This window comes from Paenibacillus sp. sgz302191, assembly GCF_057749925.1.
The window spans coordinates 291,044-310,920 of sequence record NZ_JBYLHY010000003.1; the positions used below are offsets into that span (position 1 = coordinate 291,044).

Genomic DNA, 19,877 nt, shown 5'->3' on the forward strand with positions numbered 1-19,877 from the left:
AGCTTGGATAAAACACTATTTTGAGGAGGTATTTTATGTTAAAGTCAAAATTGGCAAAGTTAAGTACAGCGCTTGTATTGGCAGGCGCACTGATCTCAACGGCGATCGCTCCGAGCGCCAGTGCGGGTATCGCTACCGGCAACAAATTTTTAGGAAACATTATTGCCGGCAGCGTTCCTTCTAACTTCGGCACGTATTGGAACCAGGTGACACCGGAAAATTCCACGAAATGGGGTTCCGTCGAATCTACCAGAAACAGCATGAACTGGTCAGGGGCCGATACGTCTTATAATTATGCGAAAAGCAAAGGTTTTCCATTCAAATTCCATACGCTTGTATGGGGTAACCAGGAGCCGGGCTGGATCAGCGGTCTTTCGGCAGCCGATCAAAAGGCCGAGGTCACGCAGTGGATCCAGGCAGCCGGCCAGAGATATAAGAACGCGGAGTTCGTGGACGTTGTCAATGAACCTTTGCACGCCAAGCCATCTTATAGGAATGCGATAGGCGGAGACGGTTCCACGGGCTGGGATTGGGTGATCTGGTCATTCCAGCAAGCAAGGCAGGCTTTTCCCAATTCGAAATTACTGATTAACGAGTATGGAATTATAAGCGATCCCAACGCCGCGGCAAACTATGTCAAAATTATTAATCTGCTTAAAAGCAGAGGGCTAATCGACGGCATTGGCATTCAATGCCATTATTTCAATATGGACACTGTATCTGTAAGCACAATGACCAATGTTCTGAATACGCTTGCGGCAACGGGATTGCCCATTTATGTATCCGAGCTGGACATGACCGGCGACGACAATACGCAATTGGCCAGATACCAGCAAAAATTCCCGGTTTTATGGCAGCATCCGTCCGTTAAAGGGATTACTCTGTGGGGCTACATCCAAGGACAAACGTGGGCATCGAATACGCACCTAATCTCCAGTTCGGGAACCGAGCGTCCCGCTCTGAAATGGTTAAAGCAATATTTAAGCGGTTCTTAAAATAAGGCGAATCGCCGGACCCGGCATTCGCACGGCAGTAATGCCCGTCAGGTTGAATTTCCTGGCGGGCTTTTCCCGTTTTTACGAAACGGCCGGTGGCCGGGCAAAAACTGCGTGGACGTCCCCACAGAGTGAAAATAGTCGGGGCTGCTAAGGCGAGACCGGTGAACAACTCCTCAACCGTCCAAAAAACTGCAAAAGTGCAGGCTTTTTCGACGACAGCGGCCCGTTTGGCGGAAAAGCCTGCGATTGTGCAGATATTTTCACGCAGGAAAGGGCTGGGCGCCAATTTTCCGCTGAAAGCCTGCACTTTTGCAGGAATTCTTCCCAGCCGGTGCATCATCGCGCAGAAAGCCTGCACTTTTGCAGGAATTCTGCGCATTGCAAGCAGGAAGCATCAGCTCTGGCGGGCTTTTCTGCGCGCGATGCCGGCCAGCGCTGCCTTCGCAAGGCCGCATCATCGCGGCGGCGGAACCGCCGTATTTTGACATGAACTCCATTTACAAACCGATGGTCGGTATGTATAATTTGGTTATAACGATACATGGAGGTATCACTTTGAAACAAGAGGAACGCAGACAGCGGACGATTCAGAAATTGCTCGATGCTGCCAAAGAGCTGATCCGGACAAAAGGCTGCCACGCCATCACCATGAAAGACATTATGGAAAAATCGGACATTTCCAAAGGGGCCATCTTCCACTATGTGAAAACCAAGGACGAAATATTCGCCTGGGTGCTGCAAGAGCGGCTTGAAGAGAACAACCGGCGTTTCATGGACGAAGTGGAGCAAGGCGGTCGAACGTTTGAGGGGCCGATGCAGCAAGTCGCAAGCCAGCTCCCTCATTTGGAAGACGCGCATGATGTGACCAATAAAGTTTTGGTATATTTGCTGGGCAAAGAAGATGATCCTGCCGTCGCCGAAGCGCTCAAAAACTATTACGAGCGGTCCGTGCATTTTTCCTATCAATGGATAGAGACGGGCCAGCGGCACGGGGTTATTCCGGAATCGGTCGATGCGGGCAAAACAGCCGAAATGTTTGTCCTGATGTCGCTCGGGCTGCGCATTCGCTCCTCTTTTCCAGTCGCGCCCGCTTCTTTCACCGCTCACGATTTTTCGTCTTTTGTGGCTCAGGCTTTAAAATCCGACAACAAATAGTAAAGAAAGAAGGAACAAAGATGGCCCCCTTTATCGTGCTTATCGGATCGTTTGTGCTTTTCCGCGCCGCCGGTTGGCTCGGCTGGACTTATTTCGACGGCTGGCATCCGTCTTTGCAAGGGGCCGTGGCCGCTATGCTGCTGCTTACAGCTTCCGCCCACTGGGGAAAAAGGCGGCCGGACCTCGTCGCGATGGTTCCGCCCTCTTTGCCGAACCCCGGTTTTATCGTGACGATAACCGGGTGGCTTGAAATCGCCGGGGCCATCGGCATGCTGATCCCCGCCACTTCGCTTGCCGCATCCGTCTGCTTGACGGTGCTGCTGATCGCCATGTTCCCGGCCAACATAAGAGCGGCCCGGGAACGCTTAACGATCGACGGCAAGCCTGTGCCAAAGCTGCTTGTCCGAACTTTGCTGCAGATCGTTTTCATCTCCGCGATCATTCTGGCTTCCCCGATCTTTGCTCCGCTTTCCTGATGCGGTGCGCACGCCGGTCTCAGGGAGGAGCATTTCGCCGACTGTTTGAATGTCCGGTAACAAAATGGCCCCCTTTATGAGCCAAAGGGGGCCATTTTGCATAAATCGACATGAAGGGCGCGGGTATCCCCATCATTTCAAGGAGCGATAAGTTTCCAACAATCCGGCCGCCATGTCCGCTTGAGGGTGCCATTGCAGCTCGCGGCCGGCTTTTCTGCTATCCAGGCAGCTGTGAAGAATATCGCCCTCCCGGGCCGGCGAATAACGGGTCTCAATATCGGAACCGTGTATTTGCTTCAGCAAATGAACCAGCTTATTGACAGAAATGCTGCGGCCCGTGCTGACATGAATCGTTTCCCGGTCTCCCGCGTCAATCGCAGCGATATTCGCCTGAACGACATCTTTTACAAATACGAAGTCGCGCGTTTGTTCGCCGTCTCCATGAATGTGCAGGGGCAGCCCGTTTTTCATATTTTGGATGAAAACGGCAATGACTCCCCCTTCGCCTTTGGGCATTTGCCTTGGGCCGTATACGTTGCCGTAGCGAAGAATCGTGAAAGGAACGCCGTGCTGCGCGGCATAGATGCGGATGTACGATTCCCCCGCCCATTTGGACAAACCGTAATAAGAGATCGGCGACGCAGCGTCATCCTCGGAAATCAGTTCTTTTTGCAAATTCCCGTAAACGCCGGAGGTCGAGGAGAAGACCAGTTTTTTAACGGAAGCCGCCCGGCAAGCCTCAAGCAGGTTGATGGTTCCCTTAATATTGACGTCCGCATCGTACTGCGGGTCGTTCATAGATCGCTGCACATCCGCCTGAGCGGCCAGGTGAAATACGACGTCAGGCCGTTCCCTTACAATAATCTCCTTGCTTTCTTGACTGCGAATATCTTCCTTATGAAATACCGCCTGCGGATGGACATAGGAAACGTATCCGGATTGCAAATTGTCAATGACATGCACTTCGAATCCGGCTGCCGCCAGCGTATCTACGAGGTGGGAACCGATAAATCCGGCCCCCCCGGTCACAACGGCCTTCATACTCCCACTCCCCGTTCTATTTGGTTCAGAACATTGATCGTTATAGAGTCCGGCAAAGTATACCCTTTGGGCAAGTTGTTCACAACCCGCTTCCATACCTCGCTATCGACTATAATTCCAGGCGCAGACGCCTTCGAATTGAACATAGAATCATAGCTTTCCGCCTTCATCTCTTTAAAAATGCTAAGCGAAACGGGATCGGGAATCGTATATCCCACAGGCAAGGCAGCCTTGATTGGCTTCCAAACGGAACTGTCCACGTACAAGCCAAACATCGGCACAGGGTTGGAAAACAGGGCGTGGTAATAATCGCCTGTCGAAGGCAGCAGGGCATCAAGCGAAGTCTGATCCGGAATTCGGTAGTTTTCGGGCAAGTGATCCGCGATACGCTGCCAGATTTTGCTGTCTACTAAAACATCAGGGCTTGGCGGTGAAATAAATAAGTAGTTGAATTCTTTCCCGTCAACGGTTTCTTTCCGGTTTTTGTCGAAGTACGAATAATAAGTTTTCTGCAGACGATCCCATACCGTCATCATGCGAATTTTCCAATACAGGCGACGCAGCCAACTTTTAGTCAAAGCCGGGATTTGCTTCATACGCGTTACCCCCCTCTTCGTTGTTGGATAGCGCTTTGATACAGCGTAAGCAGCTGCTTCGTCATGGCATCCATCGACCAATGCTGCATGCCCCATCGTTGGGCGTTCGTTCCAAGTTTTTTGCGGTAACTTTCCTCTTGCAGCAAACGATTCATATTGGAAGCAAGCATATTGATATCCCCTACCGGGAAGGTTAAGCCCGTAACTTCGTGCTCCACCATTTCAGGCAGCCCTCCCGTATTGCTGACAATGGCCGCTTTGCCTGCGACTTGCGCTTCGATCAAGGAAACGGACTGGTTTTCGATAATGCTGGGCAGCACAAAAATATCAGAAAGCTGCAGCAGCGCAGGAATGTCGTTCCGTTTTCCCCAGAATACGACGTCTTTTTGCAGCCCCAGGTCGCTGCGCTGTTTTTTAAGCGCGGTCATATCCTGGCCCTCTCCTACGATCCAGCAAACCCAATCTTTTCGTTTTTCTTTCAATTTTTTAAGAGCGGCTAACAGGAAATTAACGCCTTTTAGTTCGACCAACCGTCCTGTAAAAATGATGACCTTCTTGCCGTGCGGCCGCTCTACGTCGGTTTTGACCTTCATCTGTTTAATAAAACCGTCCGTATCGAAGCCATACGGAAATACATGAAGCTGTTTGTCGGGCACGTTAAACTCGTTTTCCAAAATCTTTTTTAACCATCGGTTAGCAACGTGGGTCGCCTCGGCGGAACTTGCTCCCGTGTATTCGATCGCATCGTAATAAGCGTGGGCGATATAATCCGTCGGATGATTGATATGCCTGATTTCATGAGCGACGCACCCGTGCAAAGTAGCGACCAGCGCCGTATTGCTGGAGCGTATCCGGGACATCGCCGTTGTGGAAACGACATCTTGCGTATGGATCACATCATACCCGCTTATATTGAAATAAGCTGCCGCCAGTTCGAACATGTACCTTTGGAATTCTGCATATTGAACGAGCGGATTCGCATGCATAACCGGAAATGACGTTAAACCCAGCTTGGCTTTGAGGAGCGGAAGGAGTTTTTCTTTAGGCAGCCGCCGGTTCTGGTTCACCATATAAATGAATGAATTTGTGTCGTCGTCCCCGTTTCCGAGCATATCCACTTCATGCCCCATAAGTTCCAGCTTGTTTCTAAGCTGCACCATAAAAGGCCATACTCCTCCTACATGCGGAACGGGCCAGTATGTTGCAAGAAGTATCTTCACCGTTCATCACCTTTCCCTTCCTACTCTTATTTACCTGTACATTCTATAGCTTATTGGGAAAAGGTGGATAAGTTCGGGCGAAACTACTGGTAACTTATCCCAAATTGTATAAAAGCATATTTTTATAGCTACTTCGTCCAAGCAATTTTTCGAAAACTGAATCAAATAGAACTATAAGGATAGAAAAGGAGGCAGGAAAACACATGCGTATCACCATTCTGCATCATCCGGTCGGTTTGCTGCGGCATGCAAAATCGATATGTATGATGAAAACTTACCATTTAGGAGCTGGAACGTTATGAGATTATCAGAATTGAAAGGAAATTATGACGCCATTTTCAGTTTGGGAGATCTTTGCCTGGCCTCCATTCAGCTTGAAAAGAACGGCATGCGGCCTTATGCCGGCGTGTTGGATTGGATGGGATCGCCGCAATTGCCGGAAGTAAACCGGCTGCTGATGAACCGCTTTAACGGATTTATGGAATTGGCAAATTTGAGGGTGGTCGGGGACGCTACTGAAGAAATGCTGCTCGTATCGGACGATTTCTATCACATTCTTTCCAACCATGATTTCACCAAAGCCGCTAATCCACACGGAAACCTGGCGACTTATCCGGAAGTAAAAGCTAAATTTGATAGACGCATCCAACGTTTATTGGAAAAGGCGGATACCTGCCAGCGCATTCTTTTTATTCGAACAGAAGGGGATTTTCAGGGTACTTACGACCTTCAGACGGTTTTATCGGGGCTCGTCCGGCACGATTTTCGGGTTCTGCTCGTTAACCATGCCCCTGTCAGCGGAATTGTGGAACTCGATTGGCCTCTGGAAAAGGTGTGCGCTATTCAACTGCCCAACGCGGAAAAATGGGAAGGCAACAACCACCTCTGGACAGCGATTCTGGGAGGTATTCATCTTATATGAGATAAACCTCTATCGAAGTCTTTCGAAGATGAGCGACCGCGTTTAGAGGTAGGTTTATTCGCCAATAAGAATGCTGTTCTTCACGCTTTAGCGCTGTAAAGAACTTAAACATTCTTATGTGGTAAAAATAAATGTAGGATGGTGAAAGTTACATCATGCTGACGCAATCTAATATTTTGGTGACCGGCGGAACCGGTTCTATCGGCTATGCATTGATTCGGGGACTACTTGCATACAATCCGAAAAAAATCGTCATATATACGAGGAACGAATCAGGGCAAATTGCTATGAAACGGACCTTTGACGATGCTAGATTACAGTTTTCCATCGGCGATATCCGAGACAAAGAAGCGACTGTCAAAGCGTGTGCAGGCATTGATTACGTATTCCATCTGGCTGCGCTGAAGCATGTTCCGGTTTGCGAGGAACAGCCTATCGAAGCGCTGAAAACGAATGTGCTCGGCACGCAAAACATTATCGACGCCGCCCTGCAGAACGGGGTGAAAAAAGTTATCAATATGTCCACGGACAAAGCGGCCGATCCTAGCAATTTTTACGGCATGACCAAAGCGATCGGGGAAAAGCTGATGATTTTGTCCAATCATTTGAGCGCGGATACGAAATTCGTATGCGTCAGAGGCGGCAACGTCCTGGGGACAAGCGGAAGTGTGCTCCACCTGTTCATGAAGCAAATTCAGGAGAAAAATCAGGTCGGCATTACGGATAAGCGAATGGTCCGCTTCTTCATGACGCCGCAAGAAGTGAGCGAACTGCTGATTAACGCCGCTATAGAAGGAAAAGGCGGGGAAACGTTCGTAAAGGCGATGACCGCCTGCAAAATCCTCGATCTGGCCGAAGTTTTGATCGATGTATCCGGCAAAAAAAATGTCGAGATCGTCGAGCTTGGCATAAGGCCGGGCGAAAAAATCAACGAACTGCTCATTTCCGAATACGAAAGCCATAATGCGGTTGAGTACAATCAGCGGGTTATCGTCGTTTTTCCTACGTACGAAAGCGCCGAGCTAAAGGAATTTTATTCGGACAGTCCACCTTTTAAAACACGGAATTATTCGGCCAATGATGTTTTGATGACCAAAGACGAAATTAAGCAAATGCTGCAAAAAGGCGGATTTATCGGCTAAACCGGATCAACTTGTAAAAACTGGCGAGGAGCGCATCGCCGGCATCGGCATGTCCAGGGGCTTGCCCCTTCGGCTCTCAAATAAAATCCTCGGAGTGCGAATCCGGGGGTTTTATTACTGGCCAGGCGATCGGGCTTCCATTGCACATTGAGCAGCAGCCGGGATCTTGACTTTTTAAGATAAACAAAATATGATTAGCCTAAATGCAAGTAAGTACTTGCAATCGTTTCGAAAGGAGAGACATGTCCATCGATAAGCATGCGAGCAGCAGCGACAAGCTGTTGACGGCCGTCATCGATTTAATAGCGGAAAAAGGCTATTACGGCGTCACCACCAAAGAAATCGCCGCCGCGGCCGGCCTGAACGAAGTAACGCTGTTCCGCCATTTTGGCAGCAAGCAAAATCTGCTCGAATCCGCCGTTCATCGCTTCCACTATACCGAAGAGATGACAAAGCTTTTTAACGAAAAGCTTGTATGGGATTTGTACGCCGACTTGCTCCTCATCAGCCGGACGTACCATGAAATCATGAACCGCAACCGGAAAATGATTCAGATCGCGCTCAAGGAAAGCAGCGTATTCTCCGGGTTCCGGGAAAAAGTAAACAAACACCCTGAGCAATTAAAACAATTGTTGATCGATTATTTCAATGCCATGTACGAGAAAGGCAAGCTGATCCGGGTCAATCCGGACATACAGGCGTTAGCTTTCATGTGTATGAACTATGGTGCGTTTGTAAGCAATATGAATTCCGAGGGAACATTGTTCCCCGCCGTGTCCATGGAAGATTTTATCCGTGAGAGTGTACAGACCTTCGCTAGGGCGCTATCCCCCTAGTTTTTTTATCAAAAATCTGCAAGTAAGTACATGCATACACACGTTGGTTTTCGTTATGCACGGTACCCGGAAGGAGAGATGCAGGAATGGAAATGGAACCGGAAGCGCAGCGGCAAATGGGCGAGAAATTGATCCGCGTTCTGATGTTTACGCTGACTTTGTCATCGATGAGCGCATTGATGTTCAACATCGTACTCCCGCAAATCAGCAAAGAGTTCGATCTGACTATCGCTCAAGTAAGCTGGATTTCTTCGGCTTATACTTTGATTTATGCAATAGGAACGGTGACTTACGGCAAGCTGGCCGACCGGTACAAGCTCAAAAATTTGCTGACGTTCGGCTTGCTTGTGTTCGCCGTCGGTTCGGTAATCGGCCTCGCCTCCCAATCGTTCTGGATGGCGCTTGTCGGAAGGTGCGTGCAATCGGCGGGCGCCGCGGCGATTCCGGCAACGGCTGCGATCATCCCTGTGCGCTACTTTGCTCCGGAACGCAGAGGAACCGCTTTAGGCATGTCGGCCGTAGGCTTGGCGCTCGGCAGCGCGCTGGGTCCGGTTATTTCCGCGTTGATCGTCAGTGTCGCTCATTGGCGGTGGTTATTTTGCGTGACTCTTCTCATCTTGTTCACGCTCCCCTTTTACCGCAAATATTTGCGGGACGAACAAGCCGTACCCGGAAAATTCGACTGGATTGGCGGGAGCTTGCTGGCTGCTGCGGTTGCGCTGCTTTTGCTTGGCGTCACGAACGGGGGCTTGTGGTACTTGATTGGCGGTGTGGTTGCTGTGGCGATGTTTATTGTGCGGATTCGGTCCGCCGCGGAACCGTTTGTTCAGCCTGAGCTTTTTACAAACAAAAATTATACGCTCGGTCTGACGATTGCCGTGCTAATCAACGGAATTGGCGTCTCCCTGTATTTTCTGAGTCCGATGCTTTTGTCCCGCGTGCAGCAGCTGCCGCCGTCCTGGATCGGCTTTGCCATGGTTCCGGCGGCGATTGCCTCCGCCATCCTGGGGCGAAAAGGCGGTAAGCTGGCGGATTTGAAAGGAAACCCGTTTTTATTTTTCGTCGCATCCGGGTCGCTATTGACATGCTTTGTTTTGCTCTCGGCCTTCGCGGCAGCTTCCCCCGTCATTATTGCTATGATTCTCATATTCGGCAATGTCGGGCAATCTTTTATGCTGATCGCGATGTCGAACTCGATTTCAAGGATGCTGCCGAAGGAACGGATCGGAGTCGGCATGGGACTTTTTTCCATGTTGAATTTCATTACCCAGGGAATGGCCGCAGGCGTTTATAGCAAACTGGTGGATCTTCCTTCCGCGGTTTCCTGGAACCCTGTTCGTATATATCCGGGCAACCCGGACAGTTCGATTTTCAGCAACATTTATCTCGTTCTCGCCGCTTTGCACGCAGGCATTTTGCTGTTCTATTATTTTCAGTTCAGGCCGCGGAAAACAAGCATTCAAGAGAAAGCCGATGCCTTATAATCGTCAAAAGCCGCTAAACATTCGGGCTTCCGAGCGTTAGCGGCTTTTTTGTATGAGAGAAATTAGTGTGCCGGCGGTAACGACCTGCTTATCCAGCTTAGAGTGACAGCCGCTTTTTCTGGGCGCGCGCCTCTCCTTATGAAGTCGCGGAACTGAACATAATGGGCAGAAGGCAGCGTGGTAGGGAAAAACCTGCGAAAGTGCAGGTTTTTTCTCTGAAATTAGCTTATTTTGACGAAAAGCCTGCAAAAGTGCTGGAATTTTCGCTAAAAGTGAACCTGAGCCCACGTCCCCGCTGAAAAGCCTGCACAATTGCAGGAATTGTTCGTGGCCAGCGATCAAGGACGCAAATTCATGTATTTTTGCAGGTTTTTCTTCCCTGCAGCCAGGCAGATTGTGGTTATCGCCTCTGACGCGGGGGTTTTGGGGCAGCCTGACTATCGCGGGCTAGCCCAAGCAGCGTATTGACTTCAAAAATAAGGAATGGTATAAAAAAGAAGGAATGGCACTCGTTGACCGAGAGTGCTAACGCGAAATTGATTCAGTGATCTGCAGAGGGTCACAGCTTCATTTCATATTTTGAAAGGAGAAACTCCAGTGGAAAAAAAACAGTTTCAAGCGGAATCCAAGCGGCTTTTGGAAATGATGATCAACTCCATTTATACGCAAAAAGAAATATTTCTGAGAGAGCTGATTTCCAATGCCAGCGATGCTATCGACAAAATCTATTATACGGCTCTGACCGATGAAAAGCTGGTCTTTGATAAAGACAGCTACTACATCAAAGTGCTGGTCGACAAAAGCAGCAGAACGCTAATCATCCGCGATACCGGCATCGGCATGACCAAAGAAGAGCTGGAAAACCATCTTGGCGTCATTGCCAAAAGCGGCTCCCTGGCCTTCAAAAAAGATAACGAAGCGAAAGACGGGCACAATATTATCGGCCAGTTCGGCGTAGGATTTTATTCCGCTTTTATGGTAGCGGACGTTGTAACGGTCATCAGCAAAGCGTTACACAGCGACAGCGCATACAAATGGGAGTCCACCGGCGCAGACGGATACACCATTGAGCCGTACGACAAAGATTCGGTCGGCACGGAAGTGATCCTGAAAATCAAAGACAACACCGAGGATGAAAGCTTCGATGAGTTTTTGGAGGAGTACCGCTTAAAAGCGATCATCAAAAAATATTCCGACTTCATCCGCTACCCGATCAAGATGGACATTACCGGAAAAAGGCTGAAAGAAGGCAGCGACAACGAATTCGAAGATTACGAAGAAGAGCAGCTCATCAACAGCATGGTTCCGATTTGGCGCAAAAACAAAAGCGAACTGACTGCCGAAGACTACGAGCAATTTTACACGGAAAAACGGTATGGCTTCGACAAGCCGCTCAAGCATATCCACATCAGCGCCGACGGAGCCGTAGTTTACCAGGCGATCCTCTTTATCCCGGAAAATATTCCATTTGACTACTATTCCAAGGAATATGAAAAAGGGCTGGAGCTGTACGCGAACGGCGTGCTGATCATGAACAAATGCGCCGACCTGCTGCCTGACTATTTCAGCTTTGTCAAAGGGATGGTCGATTCGGAAAGTTTGTCTCTGAACATTTCGCGCGAGATGCTGCAGCATGACCGGCAGTTGAAACTCATTGCCAAAAACATTTCAAGCAAAATAAAAGGCCAACTGCAAAGCCTGTTAAAGGACGAGCGGGAAAAGTACGAGCAATTTTACAAATCGTTCGGCAGACAGCTGAAATTCGGTGTTTACAGCGATTACGGCACCCACAAGGATGTGCTGCAAGATCTGTTGATGTTCTACTCCTCCAAGGAGAAAAAGCTGGTCACGCTGGACGAGTACGTATCGAGAATGCCGGAAGATCAGAAATACATTTACTACGCCTCCGGAGAATCGAACGAAAGAATCGAGAAGCTGCCGCAAACGGAGCTGGTAGCCGAAAAAGGCTATGAGATTCTTTATTTTACCGATGATATCGACGAGTTCGCGATCAAAATGATCATGAATTACAAAGAGAAGGAATTCAAATCGGTATCCAGCGGCGATCTCGGTATCGAAGCGGAAGAGAACCAGGATAACGGCGATGCGGAGAAAGCCGACAACAAAGAACTGTTCGAACATATGGCCGGCTTGCTCGCGGGCAAAGTAACGAGCGTGCGGGCGTCGAAAAGGCTCAGATCGCATCCCGTTTGCCTTTCTACCGACGGCGAAGTGACGATCGAGATGGAAAAGATTTTGAATGCGATGCCGAACAACCCTAACGTGAAAGCCGATAAAGTGTTGGAAATCAATATAAATCACGACGTGTTCGGTTCGTTGAAAGACGCCTTCGAGCAAGATAAGGAAAAGCTGAATTTGTACACGGCGCTCTTGTACAATCAGGCGCTCCTCATTGAAGGACTGCCGATCCAGGACCCGGTCGAATTTACAAACGATATTTGCAAAATTATGGTGTAAACCGCTTGCCGAAAAAACCGCTGAATGCCCGGATTCCCGGGCGTTCGGCGGTTTTTTTATTGATGCCGGATTTTGTGGTGAAAAGGGCCTATATTTCGCCCTTCATCCTTGTTCATACTCCATTCACACTTTTGTGATATCATACAAATATTCAAAAAAAAGGAGTTGGTAACGGATGATCAGATTGAAGCAGCCGGTTTATATCGGATTTTCGAGCATCTTGTACACCCTTTTAGTCGTTGCCTATTGGCTCAGCCATTAAAATACGAATTGCGTGCACAGTCGCGAAAATAAAGGCTGCGGCCTTGTGCGAAAAACAACCTGAATCGGCCGTTCGGCCGGTCTCAGGTTGTTTTGTTTGTTCATGTATGGATGCAACTAATCCCGGCATTTCGCGTCTAATGTATGATATTGTTTACAAACTTATGAGGAGGAGGGAAGCCTCCATGCATGGTGGAAAGCATCTGTTCGGCGCGGTCTGCACTGCGCTGCTCGTACTCGGAACCGCGCCTGCCTATGCGGCGGAAGACCGGCATGACGACGGCGTTGGCGTCTCAAAACCGCAGCCGGCGGGCATCGTTTTGCTCGGAGCGGAGCAGCTTTACGATAGCCCTGACAAGGGCGCCCTGACCGGCGCCGAAATTGCCTCTCAGCAGGTGACGCCAATCGGGGAGCCGCGCAACGGCTTTTATCCGATTGCCACCTGGCTCGGGACAAAGTGGATTTTGCCGCAGCACGGCGTGCTCGAAGATGTAGAACAAGAGGATCTGCCGCTGCTGCTTCAAACGCCGGCTTATTTGTTCGACGCTCCGGTCCTGTCGCGCAATACCGGGAAAACTTTGCCCGCCGGAACGGTGCATACGTTCGAAAAATGGCGGACCTGGTATCACGTGCGGACGGAGGAAGGCGATAAGTGGCTGAATATGGGCTACAAGCTGCCCAAGCATCTAGCCCCTTCCGGCAAACAGGTTCAAGTCCCCGAAGGGACCATTTTGTACCGGTATCCGTTCGGACAGTCCGAGACGATTGCAGCTTCGCTTCCTGCTCTGACGGTGATGCCCGTGGAGGAAGGGAGCGGCTGGTATCATCTGCAAGGCGCATTCGGCGACGGCTGGGCTTACTTGGGCGGCATGGCGGAACCGGATAACAACAATGACGATGCGCCGGTCGCAATCAGCAAGGAGCAGGCGGCTGCAGCTGCCGTCAAGGAACTGCGGCTTTCTTCCGAGTATGCCGTCGACGCGGCCCATTTATTGCTCACGCCGGGCAGCGATGTAAAAATATGGACCCTTGGCTTGGCGAAAAAAAGCGGGGATCACATTGCAGGTTCGGTCAACCTGTGGTCGGATGCCGAAACGGGCAAGATCTATTTTTACACGAAGAGTGAAACGCTGCCGGTTTCGAAAACGACTGCGCCTGCCGGTACGGGGCGGGATTTGAAACAGACTGCCGCCGACTTCGTCAAGCGCTACAGCCCTGACCCGGATGCCGTGTGGGCACTGGATCAAACGCCGGTCAATCCGCTGCGTAATCGCCGGGATCAGGATGCTTCAGAGAACGTAAAATTTGTCCGAACCGTGGGCGGCCTTCTGTATGATCAGGACACGTTTGAAGTCCGGATGCTTCCTGACGGCACGGTGGGCAGCTACCTTGTTAACTGGAGTCCGGCCCAACAATTCGATCCGCACGCGTCGAAGCTTTCCGCCGACGAGGCTGCGCAAGTTTTGGCGGATGACGGGTACGACCATATGACGTACACCACTCCTTATCGAAGCAAGGCAAGCGGCAGCGAAGCTCTTGTTCCCTTTCTCTCCAAGCGCTACTCGTATGTCGATGCCGAGACAGGGCTTGTCGCTCCCCAGGTGTCTTCGTCCGGAACGGTGACGGAAGAGCCTTTGTCTGCGCAGCCTTCGGGAGGCCTGGGCCTGACTTCTGCGCAGGCCGCGGACATCGTCAAGAAGGCGCTCGCTTTTCCTGAACAGACGGAAGCGGTGCAAGCGGACGGCATAAACGGAAACTGGAACATCCGGCTGCAAATCCCGACCGTGGACCAGGACCGTTTCCGCTACGCATATGCCTCTGTGAATGCCGACACCGGAGTTCTTTTGTCCTACTCCTCCACAGACGGGCAAAGCTATGATTGGATTACCGTGCCGGAGATATCCAAGGCGGAAGCCAGAGCTATCGCCGAGCAATGGTTGAAGACGCTGCTGCCCCATATGACGAACCAGCTATCGCTAAGCGCCATGAATTTGTACTTAACGGATGGCAACGTCACATCTTCGCAAGGCTACAAATTTACGTACCAGCGCCGCGTGGACGGGGTTTCCGTAGACGACGAGCAGGTTGAACTGCAAATCAGCGCCTACGACGGCAAACTGATTGTTTTTGACAATAAGCTTTCCGCCATTCCCTATCCGGCGCAAAGGCCGCCCCTCATCTCGAAGGAGGAAGCGAAGCAGCGAGTACTGGAGCTTTATCGGGTCGAGCGTTTTTACAGACCGGACAGCGTGTTTTTCGGAGATATTGGAACAAGCGTTTGTTACAGGCTCGTCCCGCGAACATCCGAATCATATATGAACGACCTCGACCTTCAGACGGGTATATGGCGCGACATTTTCTCTTTCAAGCCAGCTGGCGGCATCACCGTCCCGACTCCGCCGCCTCGGAACTAAGACGTCCGAATCCATCGGTTGAGAGCGCGACACCAGGTCTCGGTTGAAACAACCGGAAGGGTGCCGCTGGACATGGCCGTCGCCATAGACTGCGCGCAACCGCCCGTCAAGCGACCTGGCAGCTTGAAATGCCTGCGAAAGTGCAGGCTTTTTCGATGAATGCGGCTCGTTTTGACGAAAAACCTGCGATTGTGCAGGAATTTTCGGTGAAAATGGGTCTGCGCCCCTAGATTCGATGAAAAGCCTGCACATTTACAGGAATTTTTCGCTGCTAGCGTATCGACGAGCAAAAAACTGTACTTTTGCAGGTTTTCTTCGCGTTTTCGAATAAATGTGTTACCTTCTAGCGTATGAGTTTCCATCAGTCTGACTAGTTTTCTTCCCGCTGCCGGGCAGGTGTTTCTGCTGGCTATGAACTTTATACGAAAACGCAGTATACCATTCTGTGCGGTGACGTCTGCGGCATCATGAGAGTTTTTGCAGATTCTCTTCGCATTGCCTGGCTTATCCGGGCAGATGCACTGCTGCTGGCTCTAGCGTGGCGAGTTTCTCGCCAGCCTCATCTGCGGCTGCTTCACAGGGCCATGCCCACGGATGGATGTGCCCGCGAGTCCCCGCTCAACTGGCGCAAGCGCTGCGCTCCGGCGAGCAAAAAACGGGCTTGCGGAAAATTCCGCAGAGCCCGTTATTGTTTCTTTTTCCGAACGCTGTATTTTTTAAAATAGCCTTTGATTTCCTTGGCTTCGCGGTATACGCGGTACGGCTTGCTGACGATTCTTCCGGGCAATGAAAGCAGAAATTCCCGCAAATGATCGCGGTATTCCTCGGTCATGCGGACAGGCTTGCTCATAATTCTTTTTAAAACCTCGTCGTATACTTCATGGGATATATCGATGTTAATATCAATGTGCCTTCCGCAGCGGTCGCACCCGATACGAGAGATATGTTGATTCAGATAGACGATGGTGTGCTCCGTCTCTTCTTTGCAGCGGACGCAAAAAAGAAACGTGTTCACTTCGGTCTCTTTCATAACATTACTCCCTCCCGAAACAGTCTTTTCTCTCTCTATGCATAGTATAACCTAAATCCGTAACGGCAACATCAGGATGAAGCCGCAATCCGCGATCGTTCATTAAAAAGGAAAGAGGCAAATCTACTGTCAAAGCTAGAGTTGCCTGCAAGTTCGTTATTCTTCCCCGAATTTATTGTTAAAAAAGGCGACGATCGTCTGCAGCGCCTGCTCTTCGTCTTCACCGCTGGCGCTAATCAGAAGCTCGGTTCCTTTCGGAGCGCCCAAGGACAGCACGCTGATAAAGCTTGCCGCGTTCGCCACCTTGTTTTCTTTTTGCAGCGTAATTTGCGCCCGGAACGAGCCGGCCATTTTGATGATTTCTTTGGCGGGACGCGTATGCAGACCCGTATGATTTTGTACAGTCACTGTTTGCGTTATCATCTTTTGTGCTCCTTCCCGGTTTCAGTTCAAAAGCTCGCGCACTTGGCGGATGCAATCGCTTTCCGTTAGGCCCGCGATCGCTTGCTTGACCAGCGGAATTTGCGACGGGCTCATGCTCCACTCGTCTACGCCAAGCCCTACGAGCAGCGGAGCCATCTGCGGGTCTCCGGCCATTTCGCCGCACATGCCGACGTGCTTGCCGTATTTTTTGGCGTTCGTGCAGACGATGTCGATCAGCCGCAATACGGCCAAATGCTGCGCGTCGTACAAGTAGCTTACATTTTCGTTCATTCTGTCCGCGGCCACCGTATATTGGATCAGATCGTTCGTCCCGATGCTGAAAAAGTCCACATGCCGGGCAAGCCGGTCGGAAATGAGCGCCGCGGAGGGAACTTCGATCATGATGCCGACGGGAACTTCCCGTTTGAAGTCGGCGCCGCGCGCAGCAAGCTCCTGCATCGCTTCATCCAGCAGTTTCCTGGCGTCCTCCACTTCCTTCAAGCCGGAAATCATCGGCAGCATGATGCGCAGATCGCCATGAACGGCCGCGCGCAGCAGAGCTCTCAACTGGATTTTAAACAAGACGGGATCAGCCAGACAGTAACGGATCGCGCGCCAGCCGAGAAACGGGTTGAATTCCTTGTCAATCGGAAGGTAAGGAATTTCCTTGTCTCCGCCGACATCGAGCGTCCGAATGATCACCGGTCTGCCTTCCATCGTGTCAAGCGCCTTTCGGTACGCTTCATACTGCTCGTCTTCCGAAGGCATTTCGCTTCTGTCCATGAACAGAAATTCCGTTCTGAACAGCCCGACGCCTTCGCCGCCGTGCTTCAACACCGCTTCGGCTTCTTCCGGTTTCCCTATGTTACCATATAAGTCGAATGTTTTGCCATCCTTCGTCTTTGCCGGCATATGCCGGATGTCGTCCAACTTTTTTCTGAAATCGGCGTATTCGCTTCTTTTTTGCGCATACGCTTGGAGCTGTGCGCCGTCGGGATTTTTCACGATGCGGCCGGCTTCTCCATCCAATACGACAGTGTCGCCTTGCTCGAATGCGGACAGCAAATCTTTTACGCCGACCACAGCCGGTATCCCGAAAGTTCTGGCCATAATAGCGGTATGGCTCGTCTGGCTGCCCACTTCGGTGGCGAACCCCAGCACCATCGTTTTGTTCATTTGCGCCGTCATGGAAGGCGTCAAGTCATGGGCCAAAATAACGGCAGGCTCGGCAAGAGCGCCAAGGTCCGTGTTGGTCGCGCCCGTAATTTCATCCAGCAGCCGGCTTTCGGCATCTTTCATATCGGCAATTCGTTCCTTGATGTAAGCATCTTCAATCGACTCGAACGCCAAGGCATATTGCTGAAAAACTTCGTGGACCGCCCAAGCCGCCGCAACCCGCTCGCCGCCGATCTTGCCGGTTACGTCCTGCTTAAGCTCGGGATCGTCCAGCAAAAACCATTGTCCTTCCAAAATTCCGGCTTCCTGGACGTTTCCTGTACGCTCCAACTCGTCTATAAGAGATTTCAGCTGCTCTTTCGCTCGTTCAAGAGCTTGCAGAAACCGGTTGATTTCGTCCGTCACATGTGCTTCGTCGATAACTTGTTTGCTCAAGTTTCTTTCTTCTCTGGCAACGATCAGCACGCGGCCGATCGCGATGCCGGCAGAAGCCGAAATTCCTTGCAGCATATTACAACCCTCCAGTAAGAAGAGCCTGATCCTGCAGCTTTCTCAGTTCCCAAATGACAGAATGGGACGTCTGCTCGATGGCGTCGTAGGTAATAACCTCCCCCGCCTTGACGGCCCGGTTCACCGTCTGCGCCTGCACGAGTCCGATCGGCAGACCGCCGCACTGCTTCGCATCCGCGGCCGTCATGATCGTCCCGTACACCGTAAACCCGCCGATGCCGTCCAGACGGTCTCCCGGCTGCAAATCTTTTTTCGCGACCGCTACCGTCTCCGCTACAAGCCCTTTCCATGGCGCAATCGTCTGCTCCTTGTAAAAGTAAGCGCTTGCCACCGACAGCGGCGTCTCCAGGCTCGTCAAATGATAAGGGCGGAACAGCACGTAGTTGGGACCTGCTCCCATTTTCAAATAATCCATCTCATGCCGGACTTCTTCCTTATCCGATGTGACGATGACGAACACCCCCGGCGCGACGCCGTTGACGTACTCCACGATACCCGTCTGGTTCAAAATCCCGCCGTGCTCCTTGAGCCGCAATATGTCCGTCAGCTCGCTTACCTGCGCGCTCGGGCCATGCATACCCGGCCGATCGGGAATAAATCCGGTCGCATTGGCGACCGCGGTCATCTCGATCATCGTCTTCGTCCCGTCCTGGAACGAAGCGATCATTTTCGGGTTGGCTCCGACGCGCAATGCCGCCTCCCGCGCCGAATCCGGCGTCGCCTGCACGTTGAGCGGGTTGTTTTTGCCTTTGCCGATCGCCACAACCTCGAAGCCGATGGCGTCCGCAAAGTTGTACAGCTCCATCACCGCGCCAGGCTCGTCCCCGGCGGAGCCCGTGTAGACGACGCCGGCGGAGGCCGCCATTTTGTTCAGCAGCGGGCCGACGGTGACGTCCGTTTCGACGTTGAGCATGACGATGTGCTTTTTGTTCAAAATCGCTTTCCAGGCGATTTCCGCGCCGACGCTCGGCACCCCGGTCGCATCGACGATCACGTCGATGTTCGGCAGCGCCAGCAGCAGGTGCATATCGTCGGTGACGACGACATGCTGCTGCCCGATCGCGCGCTCCGCTTTTTCCAGCTCCCGCGTCTCCACGATCCGCTCCGGCTTCACACCGGCGTGCAGGTATGCGTTGCGGGCGTTCTCGACGCGCACATCGGCCGTTGCCGCCACGCACATCCCTTTCATGCTCTCGATTTGCGAGATCATCCCTCTTCCCATCTGGCCCGCTCCCACAAGGCCCACGCGGATAACCCCGCCTCGGCGGTCCAGTTCCAGCAGCTTTTGATTCAAATTCATGATGGTTTCCCTCCCAGGATTCGTTTATTTGTCTCTAACAAAGCGGAGCGAGGAGCCCGCGCTCACTTCGGGAACCGGTCCGGCCTCCACGTAGATGCTTCCGGGCAAAGCTTCCGACGTATCGCCGGTGAAGTTGACGGTAAAGTGGCCCAGCGAACGAATCGTAGAATTGGCCGTATCTCCCACAAAAATAATCGGATATTCGGCATCGCCAAGCACCAGCGTATCGCCGTCCCGGATATCGTCCGCAAGGCTTCCGTCCTTATGCAGAACGGCTACGTCGTGCAGTTCTTTCGGTACTTTTTGATCGAAAAAAATCAACATGTTTTCTTCAACAATCATGGGGACATCGTCGCCAATTTCAGTAATGGCTGCATCGTATAAAATTTGCAACTCCAACACCTCCGCGTTTTTT

18 protein-coding genes are annotated in these 19,877 nt (G+C 51.4%); 10 read left to right on the top strand and 8 right to left on the bottom strand.

The window, feature by feature from the left end:
- Positions 1 to 35 precede the first annotated feature (35 nt).
- From AC3G2T_RS06245 to AC3G2T_RS06260, 4 genes are all read left to right on the top strand, one after another.
- Positions 36 to 995: an endo-1,4-beta-xylanase gene (locus tag AC3G2T_RS06245; protein WP_488434885.1), complete on the top strand. Its 960-nt coding sequence runs from the start codon at positions 36 to 38 to the stop codon at positions 993 to 995.
- A 95-nt stretch (positions 996 to 1,090) separates the two neighbouring features.
- Positions 1,091 to 1,483, top strand: coding sequence for a hypothetical protein (locus tag AC3G2T_RS06250; protein WP_488434886.1), 393 nt, complete (start codon positions 1,091 to 1,093; stop codon positions 1,481 to 1,483).
- A 70-nt stretch (positions 1,484 to 1,553) separates the two neighbouring features.
- A complete protein-coding gene (locus AC3G2T_RS06255) occupies positions 1,554 to 2,153 on the top strand; it encodes a TetR/AcrR family transcriptional regulator (RefSeq protein ID WP_474679538.1) in 600 nt (199 codons plus the stop codon).
- A gap of 20 nt (positions 2,154 to 2,173) precedes the next feature.
- Positions 2,174 to 2,629: a DoxX family protein gene (locus AC3G2T_RS06260; RefSeq protein ID WP_474679539.1), complete on the top strand. Its 456-nt coding sequence runs from the start codon at positions 2,174 to 2,176 to the stop codon at positions 2,627 to 2,629.
- Positions 2,630 to 2,761: 132 nt separating this feature from the next.
- Here the strand turns inward: AC3G2T_RS06260 and AC3G2T_RS06265 are convergent, their stop codons facing one another.
- The 3 genes from AC3G2T_RS06265 to AC3G2T_RS06275 are packed head-to-tail and all read right to left on the bottom strand — an operon-like array spanning position 2,762 to position 5,486.
- The gene (locus AC3G2T_RS06265; RefSeq protein ID WP_488434887.1) at positions 2,762 to 3,670 is read right to left on the bottom strand and encodes an NAD-dependent epimerase/dehydratase family protein; all 909 of its coding nucleotides are present in this window, start codon (positions 3,668 to 3,670) and stop codon (positions 2,762 to 2,764) included.
- Positions 3,667 to 4,266, bottom strand: a complete 600-nt coding sequence (locus AC3G2T_RS06270; protein ID WP_474679541.1) for a hypothetical protein — start codon at positions 4,264 to 4,266, stop codon at positions 3,667 to 3,669. The genes AC3G2T_RS06265 and AC3G2T_RS06270 overlap by 4 nt, the downstream gene beginning before the upstream one ends.
- Before the next feature lie 5 nt (positions 4,267 to 4,271).
- Complete coding sequence (locus AC3G2T_RS06275) at positions 4,272 to 5,486, bottom strand: glycosyltransferase family 4 protein (RefSeq protein WP_488434888.1); 1,215 nt, start codon at positions 5,484 to 5,486, stop codon at positions 4,272 to 4,274.
- Between the two features lie 298 nt (positions 5,487 to 5,784).
- On the opposite strand from AC3G2T_RS06275, the gene AC3G2T_RS06280 reads away from it, so the two are divergent.
- From AC3G2T_RS06280 to AC3G2T_RS06305, 6 genes are all read left to right on the top strand, one after another.
- Positions 5,785 to 6,408 (top strand): DUF1796 family putative cysteine peptidase, encoded by a 624-nt coding sequence (locus AC3G2T_RS06280; protein WP_474679543.1) that lies wholly within the window; start codon positions 5,785 to 5,787, stop codon positions 6,406 to 6,408.
- Between the two features lie 155 nt (positions 6,409 to 6,563).
- Complete coding sequence (locus AC3G2T_RS06285) at positions 6,564 to 7,550, top strand: polysaccharide biosynthesis protein (protein WP_474679544.1); 987 nt, start codon at positions 6,564 to 6,566, stop codon at positions 7,548 to 7,550.
- A 242-nt stretch (positions 7,551 to 7,792) separates the two neighbouring features.
- Entirely contained in the window at positions 7,793 to 8,386 is a 594-nt protein-coding gene (locus AC3G2T_RS06290; RefSeq protein WP_488434889.1) for a TetR/AcrR family transcriptional regulator, read from the top strand.
- Positions 8,387 to 8,478: 92 nt separating this feature from the next.
- Entirely contained in the window at positions 8,479 to 9,870 is a 1,392-nt protein-coding gene (locus AC3G2T_RS06295; RefSeq protein ID WP_488434971.1) for an MFS transporter, read from the top strand.
- 597 nt (positions 9,871 to 10,467) lie between these two features.
- Positions 10,468 to 12,348, top strand: a complete 1,881-nt coding sequence (gene htpG / locus AC3G2T_RS06300; protein WP_488434890.1) for a molecular chaperone HtpG — start codon at positions 10,468 to 10,470, stop codon at positions 12,346 to 12,348.
- Between the two features lie 446 nt (positions 12,349 to 12,794).
- Positions 12,795 to 15,023, top strand: coding sequence for a YcdB/YcdC domain-containing protein (locus AC3G2T_RS06305; RefSeq protein ID WP_488434891.1), 2,229 nt, complete (start codon positions 12,795 to 12,797; stop codon positions 15,021 to 15,023).
- Positions 15,024 to 15,708: 685 nt separating this feature from the next.
- Here AC3G2T_RS06305 and AC3G2T_RS06310 read toward each other — a convergent pair.
- From AC3G2T_RS06310 to AC3G2T_RS06330, 5 genes are all read right to left on the bottom strand, one after another.
- Positions 15,709 to 16,053: a bh protein gene (locus tag AC3G2T_RS06310; protein WP_488434892.1), complete on the bottom strand. Its 345-nt coding sequence runs from the start codon at positions 16,051 to 16,053 to the stop codon at positions 15,709 to 15,711.
- Positions 16,054 to 16,209: 156 nt separating this feature from the next.
- Positions 16,210 to 16,476, bottom strand: coding sequence for an HPr family phosphocarrier protein (locus tag AC3G2T_RS06315; protein ID WP_474679550.1), 267 nt, complete (start codon positions 16,474 to 16,476; stop codon positions 16,210 to 16,212).
- A gap of 21 nt (positions 16,477 to 16,497) precedes the next feature.
- On the bottom strand, positions 16,498 to 18,162 hold the full coding sequence (gene ptsP, locus AC3G2T_RS06320) for a phosphoenolpyruvate--protein phosphotransferase (protein WP_488434893.1): 1,665 nt from the start codon (positions 18,160 to 18,162) through the stop codon (positions 16,498 to 16,500).
- A 1-nt stretch (position 18,163) separates the two neighbouring features.
- Complete coding sequence (locus tag AC3G2T_RS06325; RefSeq protein ID WP_488434972.1) at positions 18,164 to 19,465, bottom strand: NAD(P)H-dependent oxidoreductase; 1,302 nt, start codon at positions 19,463 to 19,465, stop codon at positions 18,164 to 18,166.
- Between the two features lie 21 nt (positions 19,466 to 19,486).
- Positions 19,487 to 19,855 (bottom strand): PTS glucitol/sorbitol transporter subunit IIA, encoded by a 369-nt coding sequence (locus tag AC3G2T_RS06330; protein WP_474679552.1) that lies wholly within the window; start codon positions 19,853 to 19,855, stop codon positions 19,487 to 19,489.
- Between the last annotated feature and the right edge of the window lie 22 nt (positions 19,856 to 19,877).

Excerpts from the sequence above, each read along its gene's own strand:
- AC3G2T_RS06285 (WP_474679544.1), top strand. The coding sequence starts at position 6,564 with ATGCTGACGCAATCTAATATTTTGGTGACCGGCGGAACCGGTTCTATC.
- AC3G2T_RS06290 (WP_488434889.1), top strand. The coding sequence starts at position 7,793 with ATGTCCATCGATAAGCATGCGAGCAGCAGCGACAAGCTGTTGACGGCC.
- AC3G2T_RS06260 (WP_474679539.1), top strand. The coding sequence starts at position 2,174 with ATGGCCCCCTTTATCGTGCTTATCGGATCGTTTGTGCTTTTCCGCGCC.
- AC3G2T_RS06245 (WP_488434885.1), top strand. The coding sequence starts at position 36 with ATGTTAAAGTCAAAATTGGCAAAGTTAAGTACAGCGCTTGTATTGGCA.
- AC3G2T_RS06305 (WP_488434891.1), top strand. The coding sequence starts at position 12,795 with ATGCATGGTGGAAAGCATCTGTTCGGCGCGGTCTGCACTGCGCTGCTC.
- ptsP (WP_488434893.1), bottom strand. The coding sequence starts at position 18,162 with ATGCTGCAAGGAATTTCGGCTTCTGCCGGCATCGCGATCGGCCGCGTG.
- AC3G2T_RS06270 (WP_474679541.1), bottom strand. The coding sequence starts at position 4,266 with ATGAAGCAAATCCCGGCTTTGACTAAAAGTTGGCTGCGTCGCCTGTAT.
- AC3G2T_RS06265 (WP_488434887.1), bottom strand. The coding sequence starts at position 3,670 with ATGAAGGCCGTTGTGACCGGGGGGGCCGGATTTATCGGTTCCCACCTC.
- AC3G2T_RS06295 (WP_488434971.1), top strand. The coding sequence starts at position 8,479 with ATGGAACCGGAAGCGCAGCGGCAAATGGGCGAGAAATTGATCCGCGTT.
- AC3G2T_RS06280 (WP_474679543.1), top strand. The coding sequence starts at position 5,785 with ATGAGATTATCAGAATTGAAAGGAAATTATGACGCCATTTTCAGTTTG.
- AC3G2T_RS06310 (WP_488434892.1), bottom strand. The coding sequence starts at position 16,053 with ATGAAAGAGACCGAAGTGAACACGTTTCTTTTTTGCGTCCGCTGCAAA.
- AC3G2T_RS06315 (WP_474679550.1), bottom strand. The coding sequence starts at position 16,476 with ATGATAACGCAAACAGTGACTGTACAAAATCATACGGGTCTGCATACG.